Genomic DNA, 18,158 nt, shown 5'->3' on the forward strand with positions numbered 1-18,158 from the left:
TGCGTTCGTTAAACGTCTGAGACGTGACTTTGCGTCGCCGAGCTTGGGCGGGCGCGATTGAGGTGATGGCGGGGGACGACAGAGGGCGTTGCCGCCGACTCGTTACCAGCTGAGCCACGCATCCGCGCTTCGTTTTGGCGATCGGCAAAGTTTGTCGCTCCGTCAAGATCGCCCAGGTATTCTTTGCGGACTTGAGGATGGCGTTTGACTTCATCGGGCGTTCCGTCGATCAAGACCCGGCCTTGTGAAATCACATAGCAGCGGTCGACGGTGCCAAGGATTTCGCGTGCGGCATGGTCAGTGATCAGAACGCTGATGCCCGATTCACGCAATTGCATAATCACGCCCTGGACCGACTGGACGGTAACGGGGTCGATCCCGGCGAAGGGTTCGTCCAGCATGACAATGTTGGGTTCGGATACCAAGCATCGTGCGATTTCCAGACGCCTGCGCTCGCCACCACTCAATCCCGCCGCTTTCGATTTACGAATGTGCGTGATGTTGAACTCTTCGAGTAGTTCGTCGGTGCGAATTTTGCGTGACTTGCGATCCATCCCTAGTAGTTCGAGCAATGCCGAGATGTTTTGCTCGACGGTCAGTTTCTTGAACACGCTTGGGTCTTGAGGCAAGTAACCCATGTGGCCATCACGTGCGCGTCGGAACATTGGCCAGTCCGTCACATCGCGACCTTCCAGGTAGACGCGTCCTCGATCGGGCTGGACCATCCCACAGATCATTCGAAAGCTGGTCGACTTTCCGGCCCCGTTGGGACCAAGCAAGCCAACGATTTCGGCGCGACCGACTTTTAGGTTCACTCCATCAACGACTCGGCGACGGCCATACGTTTTCTGCAGGTCGATCGCTTCAAGGACTGGGGTGAGTTCTTGGTCTGAAGGTTGCATGACTGGGAATTCCATTTCTCAATGTGATGGCCCCTGTTCAACTGGGGCGACTAACAAGCATCGACAGGCGACGGACAGCGTCAACGGATCAGGCGGAAACGACTGAAGTTTGGGGTGAAGTTCCAAGGGTGTGGCCAGAAGACCAGAACCGCTTTACCAACCAGCAGATCACGTGGGACGTACGACGCGTCGGCGTAGCGGTCCGCTTCTTCACGAATTGAGTCGGGCAGGCCCATGGTCTGTTTTGCGCCTGCCCAGCAACGTGCATCCAAGCTTTCAGGGCTATTGTCGCCCATCGGAAAGAACTGATCCTTTTCGAGCTTGAACGAGACCTCGCGACGCGTTTTCCAGATTGGCCATTCGTCCCACAAGTTGGGATCGCTGAGCACGGTTTGAATCTCGTTGTCCGAGACACTGCTGTTGGTCAAGCTGTACAGCTCGCTTGGCGAATAATCGGTGATTTGGAACGAACTGGTGTTTGTCGCGATGTAGTACTTGTCACGTTTAATCTCGACATGGTTGACGGTCGCTTTACCGCCTTGCACTGCCAAGCCAAAGGGGGACGCATCAAGCGGGTGTTGTTTCCCGGCGTAATAGGGCCGATTGTCACCGGAATCTTGGTGAATCAAGGAAACATCAAACGTCGCCGGCTGTTCAAATTCGACACGCGTTCCGTCAATCCAAAGCCTTAGTTCATCGTCGCAATTGGAGAAACGGACATTGGCGGTTTGTCCCGCTGTGAAATCGCACGATCCCGATACTGTGTCTTTTGGGGAACCGTCAGCGGAGTCAAAAATCGCTCGTGGTGTCCCTTGATAAAGTGCAGCCAAAGAAACCTTGCCACTCGTCAAATCGATACTGCACTGGTACTGCACGCCCGCTTCGATGATTTCGAAGGTGGCTTGTTTGCAGGCCTCCGATGTTTGCAACTCGGTTTCGACGATCAAGTCACCGACCCAGTGCATGCCTTCGTTCGCGTGACCACGTTCGCCAAACCGGACCGAAGAACCGAATTGCGAGAGCGGTCCGCCGGGTTCGTATTCTGGATTGAGCGGGTTCGCATTGACTGAACTACTAAACAGGCCCGCAACCATTTTTGAGACGCCAATTACAGCGCCCACGATACCGCGTCGGCGAGGTGTATCGTTCATTCCAGGGGCGCTCGCAACACGTCCCTGATACACCTTCTGGGTTGGGACTGTGATGTAGCAGTCGTAGGCGTAATAGTCCGTGATCAGCCGTCCCGAAAACGGATCGATGCTCGACAGTGACTCGCCTTCTTGGGCGGCCTGCCATTGTTCCTCGTTTGGCCAGCGATGGAAGTATCGCAGCCAATGCTCGGCGGAATTGGATGTCGCGTCGAGTGTGGCAAGGACACTGGGATTGTCAGCCGACAGCTCCCACGATTCCTTTGGTGGTGTCGCCGAGCCTTCTTGCCAAGCCTGGAATCGGTTGGGATAGCCTGCTCTGGCAAGCAACGGCGATTGCTCGCCAGAATCGTAAACGTGGTGGCTCATCGCCATCAATTTGCTGTCCGGTTTACGCAGAATACTTTTGACGCCACTTTTGTCTTCCACATAGACGTCACCGTGGCGGATCGAAAGGGTTTCCTCGGGCAGTCCAACCAAACGTTTAATGTAGTTTTGCTTCGGGTTGCCAGGAAACTTAAAAACGATCACGTCCCAGCGTTCAGGATCGCTGATCGCGTAGGCGTATTTACTGACCAAAATTCGGTCGCCATTGAACGTCCGGTCACTGCTGTCGTCCGCCAAGTCTAAGCTGTTGGTGTAGCGACAGTTAGGACAGATTCCGGCCACGACGGTATCGTCTTGGTAGGGACCACGACGTTCCTTGCTTGCTCCGATTTGAAATCGGTGATCACACTGCGAGCACCAGATATCTTTGTGTGCTCCCATCAAGGCCGGAGCCATGGACCCGGTGGGGATGACGAAGGCTTCGGCGATGAAAGCGCGAAAGAGAAGCGCCAAAATAAACGCGACGACAAAGGCCTCGACTGTTTCACGACTGCCTTCGGTACGAATCGCGTCAGCCAGTTTTTGTTCTTTCGTTTGCTTGACCTCGGGGGCGGTCGCCTCCGGTTTATCGCTCACACTCGCCCCGGATGGCTCCGCGCTGGTGACTGTCGTTTTGCTCTCCGAGCGTTTATTCGATTTTCGTGGCATTCAATTGTCGTCAATCGTGAAGTTGCCTGGTCGGGCGGGGTCGCTCGTGGAGTGGCCACGCATTTCGAGCGTCATCCTAGCGGTTTCGTGTCATCAGTGGAACTTCGATTCAGCCCTTGGAATCTTGGTGCCACCATCACTATCCGGGGGAAACCACTGTCCCATCCGCTGTCATCAACCTGCACATCAAACCGACACCTCGATAGAATAGCGGTGTCTGACCATTCGTTTATACCGCCAACGATTGAAACGTCTTCAATGCGAAATCTCAAATTGCGACGTCGGCAAGGCTTCTCATCGAGCCAGCTGAGTGCTGTTTCCACCGTCGTGTCACCACTGGCGGGTGGGGTAATTGCCGGATTGGTTGTCGTCGTAATGCTTTCGCCGATCGCGATTTCGCAAGAGCCCGCACAAAACACGAGTGGCCTGACAGACACAGCTCGCACGCTAGGTGCGGGGACAAAATCCAACGAAGAAATCATCCGCGACCTGATCGAAAAGCTGGGCAGTGACAGCTATGCGACGCGAGTCCGCGCCCGCGATCAACTGAAATCGTTCGGTCTAGAAGCGTTCGATGCCTTGCGTGAAGCGCAAAAACACAACGACAGTGAGGTGCAAACCGCTGCTCGGTATCTACACAAGAGCTTGCAGGTTCGCTGGTCCAACGAAAGCGATCCGAAGCAAGTTCAAGAAATCCTGTTTGAATACGGTGCCCAGAGCACGACCGATCGACTTGCGCGGATTGAATTACTCGGACGACTCCCCGATTTTATGGGGGGCGAAGCCCTGGCACGACTGGCGAGATTTGATCAGATTGACGCACTCTCAAGACGTGCTGCGATGCTCATTTTGAAGCAACCGCTTCCCGGCGATCAGGAAAAGCGGCAGACCCTGATCGACCAAATTCTAAGTGTGATTGGGGACAACGAGAGAGACCCCATTGAATGGCTTCGCGCCTACGTTGACGATCTTCGCGCCGGACAATTCGATGCCAAACGCTGGCAATCGGTGGTCGACGATCAGCGTCGGCAGGTTGATATGGGAATCAATTCGGATGTGACAGCGGATTCGGTGTTGCAATTGATCAAGGTGATTGCGACGCGGGCAATTGATGAAGACGCTCGCCCTTCGGCGCTTTCCATCGTGATCGACAACTTGGATTTGGTTTCGCCCTCGACGCATGAACTGGCCAATCAAACCGACTGGGCGATTTCGCACGAGTTGTATCCGATCGTGACGGAACTGTATGACCGCCATCGCCATTCGTTTTCAATGAACGCCGAACTGCTCTATTCCGCGGCGCAGGCGTTTCGCGATAGCGGGAATGCCGAGAAAGGCCAGCGTTTGGCATTTGACGCTTTCAATATCAACGCACTTCCCGTCGTCGACGAGAAGCAACCGAAAGACGACGACAAGGATTCGGAAGACCAACGAAAGCTGACCGATCATCAGTTGGAAGACATCGCGTTCAGCCATTTTTCGGTCGCGATTCAATTGGAGAAACGTGGCCAATTTGATTGGGAAGAACGCGAATTTCGCGCCATCATGGCAAACTGCGACATCGAAACCAATGTTGGTGTTCGGGCGCGCATCAAGCTCGCATCCCTGTTCGCAAACCAACTTCGCCACGAAGAAGCAGTGCAAACGCTAGCTGTGATTTGCGACCGCATTGATCGCGACAAGGAATACGTTCGCAAGCTGATGATTTATGAAATCCTGAGCCAGTTTGTGCAAAGCGAGTTTTACTACCAGAGCGCCCTAGCGATCTTGGCAAAAGACGCCCTGACGGATTCCGAAATGACGGAGGCAAAGGAAAACTTGCGGAAGGCGTACGTATTCGACAACCGCAATGTCGATATTTTGATCCGTATGTTCCGCTTCGATGACCCAAGTGATCCGGAATGGCGGCGAGGCGTTCGCGAACGTATTTCGCAATACGTCCAGAACCTCGACCGAACGATCGTCCAGTACGAGGCATCAAAGTCGCTCGCACGGGACGACCGCTACAAAGAATTACTCGGCGAGAAGTACAACGAGTACGCTTGGTTGGTCGCAAACACCGAAGGCGATCTGGAGAGGGCGCTGCAATGTAGTTTGCGATCGCTGTCGTTCGTTACCGCGGATGACGTTGATCGGCGCGCGGCCCGGTTGGATACCTGCGCAAGGTGCTATTACGCGTTGGGGCAATTTGAAAAAGCGATCGCAACACAGAAAGAAGCGTTAGAACTTGAGCGATATTCGTTTCCGATGCTTCGCCAATTGGCTGAATTTGAGAGCGCGCTTCAAGCGGAAAAGAAAGAGAACGGATCGTAGAACGATTGGGTGTTTTGACTGATTGCTCAGCGGCCGCATTCTCCCAATGTCCGCCTTCTTGCGTCGCAAAAGCGGCGAAAGATGACACTCGAAAATCAACCGGCTGCTAGGCCTTTTGATCGAGAGCGTCTTGCAAGTCGACCAGCAGTTCGTCGATCGCACGATCCAGATCCGGGTCTCCGTCTCGGAGATCCAGCAACCAGTCCGTCGCGCGCTGGGCATGATCGACTGGCAAGTCTTTTAGGTCAGACGTAGCCGAGCACCAGAAGTTAGGATTCGAGCTGAGTGGAGGTGCGGAATCGCCATCCGAATCCGTTTCCAAGCTATTCAGTTGAGTCAGCGTTGACGCCGAGAAATCTCGGTTCGCGCTGGTGTCGTTGTTCGCCGTCGATGGATCAGGCAGCGGCGTTGTGTTCGACTGGCTGTTCGTTGGCGAATCGTCATCAGGATTTGCTTCACCACCAACGGTGCCGCCGTTCTGCAGGGTGTTCAAGATGTTGATCACCAAGAGTGCGTCGAGCGTTGTCACTTGGCCATCGCCATTGACGTCATAGCCGAAGCCAGGGTTCCCCGGACCGACCGGACCGGGGCCATAGATTCCCAACAAGTTGATGATGACCAGCGCGTCGAGAGGGCTGACGGTGCCATTCGAATCGACGTCGTATGGATTCACATCGTTGTGGAATGGCGAGGCGTTTTCTAGGACCTCAATAATGAACGACTTCGAAACCGAACTGTAGTCACCTTCTGAAGGGATTGCGGTGAGCGTCAATTCGATTTGCTCGGCCGCCGAACGCCGCACAGAGACATGATCGAGAAGCTTTAGGGTGCTGCCGTCGACTTCGAATCGTGCATCGTTCACACTGATGTGATAAACACTCGGGCGGCTGACATTATTGAGCGAGACATCGCCAACGACAGCGCCGGTTTCAAGCTCCACCACGGTGTGGTTCGTCAGTGTGATTGAGCCGCCGTAGTCAGGTTGGTCCCTGACGTTCAGGCGGAACTCTTTGGACATCGAACTGCCGTGATTGTCGTCCGCTTTAACGGTCATCACCACAAACGGCTCACGATCGAAGTCAAGCGATTCATCCGGCTTGAGCCACAGCTCGTTGTCATTGCGGATTTCGAACCGGTTGTCGCTTACCGAGTAGGTCGTCGGTTGAAAACGATCTTCGTCAAATGAACTCAGGTGGGCGATGTAAGCGCCTTTGACTTTCTCTTCGACCGAACTTCCACCGACCAACAACTGCGTGACGGGATCGTTTTCGTCGGCGACTTGAATGTCGAGGTCTTGAGTAAAGTAATATCCGGTGCGACGGTCCATTCCCGCGATCGCGAGATGGATGACCTCTTCGATTTCGTAGTTCAGCGGGCCTTTGACCAGTACCAAGTTGCCGTTTTCGATGATAAAGCGATCGTCGTAAACGGCCAGTTGATATTCGCTGTCGAAATCAACATCATCGATCGAGATCCCACCAACCACGTAGGGCCCGACGGTGTGTTCCGGGATGGCATCACCAAAGAACGAAATCCCAGTGGGCGGATCGGGTCGCGACTCGATGTCGACGGTGATTGCGATTGGCGAAGACAGCGCCACACCATCGTGAAATTGCAGCGAGAACGTGTCCGTTCCGTTGTAGTTTTCTTCCGGGGTGTAATTCAGCGAGCCATCGTCAGTGATTTCGATGGACCCGTGTGTGGGTGGCTGAGCGACAAGCGGGACAACGCGATCGCCGTCCTGATCAGTGACCCACTGCATCAATGCGGTTGCCGGAATCGACAGCGTTTCGTCTTCGACGGCGTTTGCGGTGTAGGTCTGTTGGACCTCAGGAGTGGTGTTGTCTGTGCTGGCGATGACACCGAAGTCGGCTTGGTAGGTTTGGTTTTCTTCGGTGACATTGATCCGATGGGCATCACGCTGTTGGAAAGCAATCTTCGAGAGCCCTGATGTCGATAGCACAAAAAACGCCCCCGTCGTTTGTCCGGCGATCAGTTTTTGCGGCGCGGTTGTTCCCAGTTCGAATGTCGCCAGGGTGTTGGCTGTATTCAGGTCTTGGAGCTTCAACCGGTGCCCATCCGCGTCTGGCGTGGCAGACAGGAGGGCATCGCGTCCTTGCACCAGGTCGACTCGCCCGGGCAGTTCTTCGAAACGTTGCAGCTCGGCGAAATTTGCGTCAACGTCCAAAACGAGCACATCACCATGGACGTCGCGAATTGCCAAAAGCCCAGCTTTATCATCGAAGCTGAGTAATTCGCTAGCGCCGGCAATTACCGTTTCCGAACCTTCGATCCATCCAGCAGATCGGTTGTTCCAGATCGATGTGTGAAGCGCGGGGACTTCGTTTCCGTCGTCGACGGTTGCGGCAACCGGCCAAGCAACCACGGTTCGACTGCTGGCGAGTTCAACGTCACCGTTTGTGGAAGTCTCGGACGTGTCAAACGCGGTCGATGCAGCGAGGACTTGTGCACCGGCGGGAACCGAGAACGCTTCACTGCTGATGCTGACAGCGACCGGAGGCGTGAGGTCATCGGGATTGGAGGGTGAGACCTGCAGGCTGTGAATCAGCGATTCATTCTCTTGGTAATCGACGACGATCCCATAGCCATCGTCGCCAACAGCCGCGTCGATGCTGGTGCCTGAAAACAGCAATTCAGGCGTTTGGTCATTGGAGTGGACCAGCCACAGACCTGACGGGTCCGGCGTTTGCCCACCGGTGTCGCCAAGCATTACCGTTGCGGCTTGGCCCGCCGCTATGCCGATCGGCAGGACGACTTTGGAGGCAGAGAACGGCAACGACTGCACTTGCGCGGATGTGCCCGTGGTGCGCAAAAAGACGAGTGAACGCGAGGTCGCAATGTGTAGTGTTTCGCCCGCGAGCCCAGCATCGACCGCTTCGCTGAGGTCCAACTGTGATGCGAGTTGGCGACTCGCACCCGCGACGGGAAACGTTTGCGTTTGTGAGTTTCCGAACAGGCGAACGGGGTGGATTCCGGACTCGACACCGTCGAACTGATAATTTCCGTTTTGATCGGTGAGCTGATATGCCTCACCGGCATCCAGGCTGCCATTGTCATTGGCATCGAGAAAAGCCAATCGAGATTCGAGCCGCTGCTCGGAAGGCTCGGCACGCATCGAACCGTCGGCATCATTAAAAATCGTGCCGGTGATCACCGCGAGCACTCGTCGTTGGCCGAGCGTTTCGAAGACCAAGGCACGTCGGCGGGAACGGCTAGCAGCGGATCGATCGCCTGCGTTTGCACGCAAGTGAATCACGCCGCGCAGCGAAGTCGCTTTGCGAATCAATTCGCTTTCGCTTCGGACGAATCGCCGCCTGCTTCCCATTGTGATGCGAGATTTCCTTGGAGGTTTGTATCTAACGAAGCGACAATTCTGGACTTCGCCGTAGATTCTGACTAGGGCTGCCTAAACAAGTTCCCCTCAGTGGAGGGCTGGCAGGCGTTTTTCGCAACTTTTCTTTGTTTCCACGCGGAATGTGCTTTCTTCATTCGCTAGATACGACGTCTATGATACGCTGGAGCGAACGCAATCGGACCCAAGAAAACGCGCGTTTGGTATGATTCTTTACCAGATGCTTACGCGTCGAAGTCAGGTTCGCTCCGCCACACTTTCCTCGGCCGGTTGACTAGACTCGTTCAGAGATTTGCACGGTCGGTTTGTGTTCCCACCGCACCGACAAAGCCTCGTCCCGCTTTTTCCTAAAACAAGCCGAAGTCCAATGTTTGCAAACGTCCAAACCTTGCTTTCGATCGGCCAGCGGTTCGTCCGCTCGCGTCGTTTTGTAGGCCCCGTTCTTTGTGCCTGCGGGGCGCTCATGTTGTTGGATTCCCACCAAGTCATGTCGCAAGCCCCGGCTGGCTATCCCGGGAGCGATGGTGGCAGCAGCGGACCGAGCCCAAGTGGTGGTCCGAGTCCTAGCAGCGGACCAAGTCCAAGTGGCGGGCCGAGTAGCAGCAGTGGATATCCGGGAAGCGGCAGCAGTGGATACCCAAGCAGTAGCAGCCCATCCGATAGCAGCGGTTACCCAGGAAGCGGCTATCCCGGGGGAGGCAGCAGCAGCGGGTACCCGGGCAGCAGCGGATATCCTGGTGGTGGATCGTCTGGAAGTGGCTACGGCGGGAACGGTCGATCAAGTTCGGCGCCGAGCAGCGAAGTCGCACGAATCATGATGCAGCAGTTTCTGGTCAACGCGGCCAAAAGCACTGACATCTCTTCCATTGCGAGCCCCGAGTCGGCAGTCCCGATCGCTTCTGGCCCCGTCCTGATGAACGAAGCGACTGTTGCGTACGCCAAGGGAGCATCGTCACTTGCGCGTCAGCTTTACTTTGGCCACATGGTTGCCGAATTCGAAAACGCATCCGAACAGCTTTCGATGGTCAAGTACAGCCCCGCACTGAAGCGACCGGTGTGGCAGGTTCGCTGGGGAATCTCGATGGAAGTTCGAGGCGATGCCACCGATCCACAACCGATCACAGACTCGCCATCGCGAACCGGCGGCATGTCAAGCGGAATGGCCAGCAGCGGAATGTATGGTGGCCCATCAGCACAGGAGCAAGCGATGATGGCCCAGGGCTCCTCGAGCAGCCCTTCAATGGACTACGGCAGCGGCATTGGCGGCAACCCAACCGCATACGCCGCCGAGCAAACGCGTGACCGCTCCGCGAATCGACAACAGCAAATGGCAGATGCCTACGGCAGTAGCAGCAGTTCCTACCCTGGAGTTGCGGGCGGAAGTCCTGGTGCGCCAGGAATGTCTGGTGGGCCGGGCGGACCTGGAGGCCAAAACGGCTTTTCGTTTTCCTCACCGGCCGCGCAGACCCCCGGCGACCGTTTGAGCGGACTCGATCGCAGCATGCTCAGCGAAGCCGCCGCCAAAGAGCTTGAAGACAATCTTGGCGCAGTCGCCACGTTCCTAGCCGAACAGTTCGACCAACGCTATGCCGAAGGCAATTTCGGCCGGGCGATGATCGACGTCAGTGACGGCGCGGGACAGCAAGACGCGGTCTCCGGCAGCTTTGTGGATCTCCTGGAAACCGCCGAATCGGATTTGCCGATGTGGCGCCCCGGAATCGTTTATTTGGGAATGGGTGATGCCGACGTCCACCTCGCCAATGCCAAGAAAGCCGGTTTGGATTTGTTGATTCACATCAACGTTTCTCTCAAAGAAACACGTGGCGAAAACACACAAAACATTTCCAAGTGCCGTTTGTTTCACGTCGACAGCAAGAAGCAGTTGGTCGTTTCCAAAGGAATCGATTCCATCGAGTACAACCAGCAATCGAAAACGAAAGGCGTCGGCGCGAAAGAATACATCGGCGAGCAAATGAGCAGCTTTTTGCCGATCGTGGATCGCCAAATGACAGTCGAACTTCCACGCCTGACATCCGACGTTGCTGTTAAGCGGATCGGAAGTTTGTTGGCGAGCGGTGGAAGCAAGAGCCTCGCGACACTTGCCGAAGTTCGCTTGTTCCAATCGCAAGGTCTGCTTAACGACGATCAAGTGTTGCAGGTGTTCGATATTGTCGGTGGTGAAGAAGGACTGCAAATCCTGTACGGTACCGAGGAAGAAAAGTTGACCGTGGTTCGCAAGTGGATCGCTGACCAATACAAGTCGACTCCGAACTGATTGCTTACCGGCCGTCGTGACTCTTGAACCGCTCTCTTATTAATCTCCGTCGCTGTGGCTCGGATGTCACAGCGAACTCGCCACTTGCGCAACTCGATCGCGATTTGAAGGCAGACTGGAAGTCACGCCGCGATCGAGTCCTGTCCCAGCATGCTGCGGATCTCGACGACGTCGATTGGCAATGCCCCCGGTTGCCCGAAAGTCAATCCTTTTATGCCTTGCCAGAGCAATTGCTGCTGGCATACGAACGCCATCGTGAAGAAAGCGAACTGGGGCACGTTTTCCGAATCGCTAACTCCCTACACGATCGCCTTGACGCGATCGTTGTGCTCGGGCCGCCCAATGCGATCCTAAGTGTGCAAGCGATCACAGCGGCTTGCTGCGACCCGTACCACAACGAAATGTCGCGTGCTGACCGTGGAAGCAAACCGCGGATCTACTTTGCCGACACCGAGATGGACAATGACTTTATCCAGTCGCTTGTCTGGCGGTTGGCGCGAAATGGCTACGGGGACGTGCGCGCCGAACAACGCTGGGGGATCGTGGCGATCGATGATCAACAAAGCCGGTCCCAGGTGATCCCGCTGCTGCGATTCCTGGCTGGCCAAATGCCAACGTGGGACGACGCAGTTTCTGGCGAAAACGCCTCGGAGATTCCGGCACCGATCACGATCATTACCGCTCAACCCGATGACTGGGCGACGTCCATTGGCGGATTTGGTCCGCCGTTTGAGCTGTTGCATAGCAATTCGCTGCTATCTGGGACTATGGGAGCCCTTGCGCCGGCCAGTTTGCTTCCCGCGGCGTTTCTGGGACTGGACGTGATCCAGCTACTCGTTGGTGCCGCCGCGATCAACAAAAACTTTGCCGAGGGAGAGTGGAACGAAAATCTGTCGCTACAGCTGGCAGGGTTGATCGAGCAGCGACAACTCGACTGTATCGGATGGTCCAACAGTTTTGACGGTTTGCTGCGTTGGTGGATCAAGGCGATCGAAACCGCCACAGAGGCGTCAGCCACTTGGGCGAGATCTGGGGCAATCAATCCGACAAGATCAGCGAATCGCCCTGCAGTGACAATGCATTGGTTGGCGGAACCGCCACGGACGGATCCGGTTCAACTCTGGGACACATCAGGCGACCTCATTTCCGTTGAGCAATTGAAGCGACAGCGTTTCGAAAGCGTGGTTTCGGCGTCTGCAACACCGACATGCGATCAGATCGAATTAGTCCTGCCGGGGATCGATACTCACCCGATCGGACAAGTGATGCAACTGGGATTAATTCTCGCGGAACTGGCTCGCGAGCGATCTCGCTGAGAAGCCGGCCGGGCTGACTAGCGGTGTGTATTTCCGCCTGACTGGGGCTAAACGCGAGCGGCCGATTCGACTACGCTCTGGCCTCGACGCGTTTCTGGTCAGCGACCTACCTCATTTGAACTTTCAGATCATTCATGTCCGCGATTGATGACCTTTTCAGCCGCTTGAAGGCAGAGAACCGAAAAGCCCTGATGCCCTTTCTGACGGCTGGCGATCCGAATATCGAAACCACCGCCGCAGTGCTTGGCAAAATGAAGGCGGCCGGCGCGGATCTGTGTGAAGTCGGGATTCCGTACAGCGACCCGATTGCTGACGGGCCTGTGATCCAGGCATCGTACCAGCGTGCGCTTGAGAGCGGATTCCGTTTGGAGCATGCAATGCAGCTAGGACGTGAGCATGCCGCGGCGGTCGAAATCCCCATGGTAACAATGGTCAGCTATTCGATCATTTACCGCGTCGGGCTGGAAAAGTACGTCGACCAAGCGATGGCGTGTGGATACCGCGGTGCGATCGTTCCCGATTTGCTTGTCGAAGAAGCCAACGAATTGTCCGCGATCTGCAAAGACAAGGACTTCAGCCTTGTCCAACTGGTGACTCCGACGACTCCTAAAAAGCGCCAGGTCGAGATCGCGAATTCCTCCACCGGATTTCTGTATTACGTCAGTGTGACTGGGATCACCGGTGAGCGAACGAAACTGCCGACGGATTTAACTGACAGTGTTTCGTGGTTACGTGGCGAAACGGACTTGCCAATTTGTATCGGATTTGGGATTAGTGGCCCTGAGACGGCAGCCCGCTTGGCTCCAGTCGCCGACGGACTGATCGTTGGCTCGGCTGTCGTCCGCCGAATCGCTGAAAACACGGATCCGAACATCGCGGCCGAGACCGTTTCGCAGTTTGTGGGTGAACTGCGAGCGGCAATTGACTCCACAGAGGGTTAATTTGGCGTGTTCTCAGGTCAAAAAAACTAAGCATGGGAATCTGGGCAATCTTTACGGCGTCGCCCGGTTGATTCGACGGCAAAATCCGAAAAAACCTACCTCCTGTTCGCGTTGATCGCCGAAATCTACAGCAACACCGGTCCGAAAACGGATTTTCCGGTTGACGGAGCACCACCCGCGATTGAGAAGTCCCGCATCGTCGTGGGGCTGCTCGTAAAAAACGTCAGCCGGCCGGAGCGATTTGGAACTGTAGGAGGCATTTCCCATGCGACGAAAGTATCTAGGATTGGCGATCGCTGCGATCACCGCTTTTGGGCCGGCGTCGGCTTTTGGTGGAGACCGTGAGATTGCAAAAGAAATCATGACCCGTTTGAAGAGCACCCGCGACGCGGGCGTTCTGAAAGACTTCACCCTCGACATGAAAGTCGATCAGGGCGTTGTCTTGTTCCGCGGCAGCGTCAGCGAATCGAGCCAAAAGGATTTGGTTCTCGCGGCTGCCAACGGCATCGACGGAATCAACAAGATTGTTGACGAAGTCACTGTCAAATCAGCGGCCACTGTCGAAGCTGCACCTCAAGAGGAAGCAGTGCCGACCTTGGCAAAGTCTCGCGAATCACTTCGCAAGATGTTGACCGCCGGCCTGGACGTGGCACCTGCCGCACCAGCGCAACACGCGGCACTGGAAATCGCCCCTGGCGAAGTCCGCACCACTTCGGCTGTTGAACTAGCCACCCCCGTCGCCAGCGACCAACAGGTTGTTGCCGGTGTGGTGAAAGCCCTCGGCGACGCTCAGCGTAGCGGCAGCCTTCGTGGCTTCGGTGTCGACGTTCAATGCAACGGTGGCGTTGTCACCCTGAACGGTCGTGCTTCGACCCAAGCCGCTTGTGATCGTATCATCGCGATCGCACAAGCTGCACCCGGTGTTCAAGGCGTCGATCAACAGATCACTGTGATCAACAGCCAACCGTCTCCCGCACTGTCGCCATCGCGATCGTCGGGCGTTCCCGCTCAACTGGCTAGCAACCGCATGTCGCCAGCGAGCATCGACCAAGTCCCAACGATGGCTGCACCTCAACACATGGGTGCCCGCATGACGACCGCTTCGGCTCCGATCATGGGTGCTCCTGTCAGCGGCCAACCCGTTCCGATGAACTACGGCGTTGCTGCCGGTGCTCCTCGCTATGACGCACCGAACCTGCCTAACTACGCATGGCCAGGATACGCGGCTTACCCGAACTACGCTGCATTGACTTATCCACAGCAATACAGCCCCTCGGCATGGCCATACATCGGACCTTTCTATCCTTACCCACAAGTTCCATTGGGATGGCGTAAGGTCTCCCTGGAATGGGACGACGGATGGTGGTTCTTGGACTTCACCGATCGTTGAGATTGACCGCGAAGCCTGATCGCTGAGATCAGATTGGCGGGCCGGAAAAGTCGGCCACAGTTCTGAATAACAAACCGCGATGGGAATTTCCTATCGCGGTTTTTTTTGTTGATGTGTCCCGTGCTACGCCAAGAGGTCTTCAACGACTTCGCCGTCGCCACCGATCTTGAAAGGGCGGCCATTGGGCGAGAACAGTTCTTTATCCGTGGGGAGACCAGCGGCTGCAGCGATGGTTTTATTGAAATCGGCGACCGACATTTGGCTGTCATCGACCGAGAAACCACGTTTGTCGCTCGCGCCATAGACCTGCCCGCCTTTGATTCCGGCCCCGGCCAACAGCGAGCAGAACGCGCCGGGATGATGGTCACGACCGGCGTTCGCGTTGATCGATGGCTTGCGTCCAAACTCGGTTGTTAGGACGACCAAGGTGTCATTCAAAAGACCGGTGCGGTGCAGATCCTTTAACAGGATCCCGAGTGCGTTGTCCAAGTGGCTGGCTCGTTCATCAAGCCGACTGTAGAGGTCTTGATGCATGTCCCAGCCACCATAGCTGACTTCGACAAACCTGGCACCGCTCTCGACCAGTCGCCGCGCTAGCAAGCAACCTTGGCCCAGCGTGTTGTCGCCGTAAGCTTCGCGGACACTTTCGGGTTCGTCTTTAATGTCGAACACCTTCAAGTGCTCGCTGCCCATCAGGTTCCGAGCCTCGGTGTAAAGCTGGTTGTAGGCTTCGATCTTTTGGTTTTGGCGGTGAGCCGTTTGAAAATTGGTGTCGAACTTTTCCGCCAGCCACAGGCGACGCTCAAACAGTGATTCGGGCAGGTACTTTGGCAGCTCGACGTTTTGGATGCCGGTGGTTGGGTTGGCGATGGGGACGGGAGAAAGCGACGGTTCTAAAAAGCCAGCTCCGGGATGTCGGTTCGCAGCACCGACGACGTAGTTTCCGGGCAGTTCGCGATTCAATCGGCCTTGTTGTGACAACATCCAAGCGCCCATCCCAGGGTGCTGAATGCTGTTTAATTTTTTGTACGAAGTCCGCATCAGGTACTGCGCCTTGTCGTGCGCACCGGTTTCGGTGGACAGCGACCTGACGACGGTGATTGCACCGGCAAGGTACGACAGTCTTGGAAAGCGATCGGAAAACATCATGCCGGGCACACGCGTCTGGATCGCCTTCGTCTCGCCAGCCTCAGGGACACCTGATTTCGGATCAAAGGTGTCGAGGTGCGACATCGCCCCTTCCATGAACAGATAAATGATGTGCTTTGCTTTGCCCATGTTCGGCTCGGCCGCGAACGCATCGGCTGAACCAAGACCGCGTGGTCCGGACAGTCCAGCGTAGCTGACGCCCAAGCAAGTTGCCGCGACCGAACGCATGAAGCCGCGTCGCGAGTCCGAGCTGAATTCTTTGCAACCGTTCATCAGAAAACTTCCGCCAGAGTGGTTCATTGGACGAACAGAAATTCACGAGTGTTTAGCAACGCCCAAACGATGTTTCCGTAGCCGACGTTATCGTTCTTCGTTTTGCCCAATTCACGGGCGGCCGTGGCTCGATCACGAGGGTTCGGGTGCCGCGACAAGACGCTTAAGAAGATTGCGTCGATCCGATCGCGTGCTTGTTCAATCGCGAACACATCATCGACGATTGCGGAACCGGGTTCCAGCATCACGTGTGTGATCGGCCCGTTGAACATTGCCAAGATTTGCGGCACCGTTGCTTCGCTGTCAGAACCATCGATCGATTCGCGATCTCCCTGGCCGAACTGACGCAAAAAGTGGTCCGCGTTTTGTGGAGATGGCAATTCGCTTGCCCGGCAAAGCACGTTGCCTTGGTAGGCGTGTTGATTCAGCCCGCGTTTGTAGACCGGCAGAAAGTAAGTCTTCTGGAATGCTTCCGCCTTAGCTTTGGCTTGATCAAACGTCAGCGATGCAAAGTCGACATCGACCGCTTGCCCAATTTCCTTCGCCGACGGACGCTGGAACGGCATCGGATTGCGGACCGCGAGAGTCAACAGCGAATCCCAAACCTGCTCGGCAGTCATTCGCCGAATCGTGGGGCCGGGGAAGCGGTACAACTCGCCACTAGTCAGGCTGTAGTCGGTCGCTTCGCGTTGATAGGTTCGTGAATACAAAATGATCCGCGTCAGGTCCTTCAGATCGAATCCGGATCGCACGAGTTGATCGCCAAGGTATCGCATTGCCGGTTCGTTCGAACGTGGCGTGTCGTCGATAAAGTCATCAACCGGTTCGACAAATCCAATCCCCATGAAACGTTTCCAGTAACGATTGACGATCGTATGACGAAACGGTTCGTTATCAGGGCTGGTCAGCCAAGCAGCGAATTGATGCCGTGGTGAAGCTTCCTTTGCCTTAGATGGGACCTTTCCCCAAAGAACCGCTGGCTTGACGATGGTTTCCGGCTTGGCGTCGTCGTAGGCATAGTCATGCGGCAATCGCAATCGCGTGTTGACTTCCGACACGGCGTAGGTGTTTGCACGTACTAAACGTTGAAACGATCCGGGAACTTTGCCTTTGGGGAACTGCTTTTTGCCTTCGTTAATCAGCGCGCTCGCGGGGTTTGTTTTCTTAAATCCCGGATCGCCGCGTCGGATCCGGGTACGAGTTCCGCTGGTGAACGCCGCGAGCTGATAAAACTGATGCTGTGTCCAATTGTCGAAGGGGTGATCGTGGCACTGGGCACAGCCAATTTGTGTCCCCAGAAAAACGCGAACCGTGTTGTCGACATAGGGCAACGGCATTCCGTCGTCACGAAGTTGGTATCCGACGGCCGGGTTGTCCCAGACTTTGCCTTCGGCCGTCAACATCTCGTAAACCCATTTGTCGTAAGGTTTGTTGGCGCGGATCGAATCCTTGATGTATGCCAGGTAAGGTTCGGCGATGATGTTGGGCTGAGGGCGTTCGACAAGACGCAACGTATCGGCCCAAAAGTTGTATGAATGGCTGACCCAATCCGGGCTGCTTAACAGCTTGTCGATCAAATCGAATCGCTTGTCGGGATCGCTCAACTCCAAGAACGACTTCGTTTCCGCCAGAGTCGGGATTCGACCGGCGACATCCAAGTAGACACGACGTAAAAAGATCTCATCGCTGGAGATCGGGTTGGGTGTGATCTCGGCGTCGGCCAAGTCTTTCTCGATCAGATGATCCAGTTCCGCCGCCGCGTAGCGCAATTCGTCGCGTCGCTGCGGTGCCGCCGGTTCGACGTCCATCAAATGCGATGGTTCTTTGCGAACGCTTTCAGGTAATCGAATCTTTGGCGTGTTCGTCGCCTTCGATTTCATCTGCGCCCGGCCAGCGGTTTGGCCCTTGGCGTTTTGTCGATTGGGCGGCTTTTGAGCAAGGCATTGCGGCGTCCAACCGGACTGGAACACGATAATTGCCAGCAGGGCAAACTGGGGGCGGATCCAATGTCGAATCGCTTGACCCATAAGACAGGCCTGGTGC

Annotated in this window: 10 protein-coding genes; 5 read left to right on the forward strand and 5 right to left on the reverse strand. The window is 55.8% G+C overall.

Going from position 1 to position 18,158, the window contains the following annotated elements; translation table 11 throughout:
* Positions 1-8 precede the first annotated feature (8 nt).
* Together lptB and lepB are read right to left on the reverse strand one after the other, a co-directional pair.
* A complete protein-coding gene (lptB, locus tag CGZ80_RS12185; protein ID WP_233148382.1) occupies positions 9-902 on the reverse strand; it encodes an LPS export ABC transporter ATP-binding protein in 894 nt (297 codons plus the stop codon).
* Between the two features lie 80 nt (positions 903-982).
* Positions 983-3,085 carry a signal peptidase I gene (gene lepB, locus CGZ80_RS12190; RefSeq protein WP_094414718.1) on the reverse strand — a complete coding sequence of 701 codons (2,103 nt, stop codon included), beginning with the start codon at positions 3,083-3,085 and terminating at the stop codon, positions 983-985.
* A 258-nt stretch (positions 3,086-3,343) separates the two neighbouring features.
* Between lepB and CGZ80_RS12195 the strand changes: the two genes are divergently transcribed.
* Positions 3,344-5,398 carry a hypothetical protein gene (locus tag CGZ80_RS12195; protein ID WP_094414720.1) on the forward strand — a complete coding sequence of 685 codons (2,055 nt, stop codon included), beginning with the start codon at positions 3,344-3,346 and terminating at the stop codon, positions 5,396-5,398.
* Between the two features lie 106 nt (positions 5,399-5,504).
* On the opposite strand, the gene CGZ80_RS12200 is transcribed toward CGZ80_RS12195, so the two are convergent.
* Entirely contained in the window at positions 5,505-8,744 is a 3,240-nt protein-coding gene (locus CGZ80_RS12200) for a dockerin type I domain-containing protein (protein WP_094414722.1), read from the reverse strand.
* 394 nt (positions 8,745-9,138) lie between these two features.
* On the opposite strand from CGZ80_RS12200, the gene CGZ80_RS12205 reads away from it, so the two are divergent.
* The 4 genes from CGZ80_RS12205 (at position 9,139) to CGZ80_RS12225 (ending at position 14,693) form a co-directional block, all read left to right on the forward strand.
* A complete protein-coding gene (locus CGZ80_RS12205) occupies positions 9,139-11,046 on the forward strand; it encodes a hypothetical protein (RefSeq protein ID WP_094414723.1) in 1,908 nt (635 codons plus the stop codon).
* A gap of 23 nt (positions 11,047-11,069) precedes the next feature.
* Positions 11,070-12,362 carry a hypothetical protein gene (locus tag CGZ80_RS12210; RefSeq protein WP_094414725.1) on the forward strand — a complete coding sequence of 431 codons (1,293 nt, stop codon included), beginning with the start codon at positions 11,070-11,072 and terminating at the stop codon, positions 12,360-12,362.
* A 134-nt stretch (positions 12,363-12,496) separates the two neighbouring features.
* A complete protein-coding gene (gene trpA / locus CGZ80_RS12215; RefSeq protein ID WP_094414727.1) occupies positions 12,497-13,303 on the forward strand; it encodes a tryptophan synthase subunit alpha in 807 nt (268 codons plus the stop codon).
* 265 nt (positions 13,304-13,568) lie between these two features.
* Complete coding sequence (locus CGZ80_RS12225) at positions 13,569-14,693, forward strand: BON domain-containing protein (RefSeq protein WP_094414731.1); 1,125 nt, start codon at positions 13,569-13,571, stop codon at positions 14,691-14,693.
* A gap of 123 nt (positions 14,694-14,816) precedes the next feature.
* On the opposite strand, the gene CGZ80_RS12230 is transcribed toward CGZ80_RS12225, so the two are convergent.
* Both CGZ80_RS12230 and CGZ80_RS12235 read right to left on the reverse strand, forming a co-directional pair.
* A complete protein-coding gene (locus CGZ80_RS12230) occupies positions 14,817-16,115 on the reverse strand; it encodes a DUF1501 domain-containing protein (protein WP_094414896.1) in 1,299 nt (432 codons plus the stop codon).
* Positions 16,116-16,138: 23 nt separating this feature from the next.
* A complete protein-coding gene (locus CGZ80_RS12235) occupies positions 16,139-18,142 on the reverse strand; it encodes a DUF1549 and DUF1553 domain-containing protein (protein ID WP_233148383.1) in 2,004 nt (667 codons plus the stop codon).
* Between the last annotated feature and the right edge of the window lie 16 nt (positions 18,143-18,158).

Source organism: Rhodopirellula sp. MGV (genome assembly GCF_002251265.1).
Taxonomy (GTDB): Bacteria; Planctomycetota; Planctomycetia; order Pirellulales; family Pirellulaceae; genus Stieleria; species Stieleria baltica_A.

What these genes read in the sequence shown, in the direction of transcription:
- lptB (WP_233148382.1), bottom strand. Translation starts at nt 902, where the DNA reads ATGCAACCTTCAGACCAAGAACTCACCCCAGTCCTTGAAGCGATCGAC.
- lepB (WP_094414718.1), bottom strand. Translation starts at nt 3,085, where the DNA reads ATGCCACGAAAATCGAATAAACGCTCGGAGAGCAAAACGACAGTCACC.
- CGZ80_RS12195 (WP_094414720.1), top strand. Translation starts at nt 3,344, where the DNA reads ATGCGAAATCTCAAATTGCGACGTCGGCAAGGCTTCTCATCGAGCCAG.
- CGZ80_RS12200 (WP_094414722.1), bottom strand. Translation starts at nt 8,744, where the DNA reads ATGGGAAGCAGGCGGCGATTCGTCCGAAGCGAAAGCGAATTGATTCGC.
- CGZ80_RS12205 (WP_094414723.1), top strand. Translation starts at nt 9,139, where the DNA reads ATGTTTGCAAACGTCCAAACCTTGCTTTCGATCGGCCAGCGGTTCGTC.
- trpA (WP_094414727.1), top strand. Translation starts at nt 12,497, where the DNA reads ATGTCCGCGATTGATGACCTTTTCAGCCGCTTGAAGGCAGAGAACCGA.
- CGZ80_RS12225 (WP_094414731.1), top strand. Translation starts at nt 13,569, where the DNA reads ATGCGACGAAAGTATCTAGGATTGGCGATCGCTGCGATCACCGCTTTT.
- CGZ80_RS12230 (WP_094414896.1), bottom strand. Translation starts at nt 16,115, where the DNA reads ATGAACGGTTGCAAAGAATTCAGCTCGGACTCGCGACGCGGCTTCATG.
- CGZ80_RS12235 (WP_233148383.1), bottom strand. Translation starts at nt 18,142, where the DNA reads ATGGGTCAAGCGATTCGACATTGGATCCGCCCCCAGTTTGCCCTGCTG.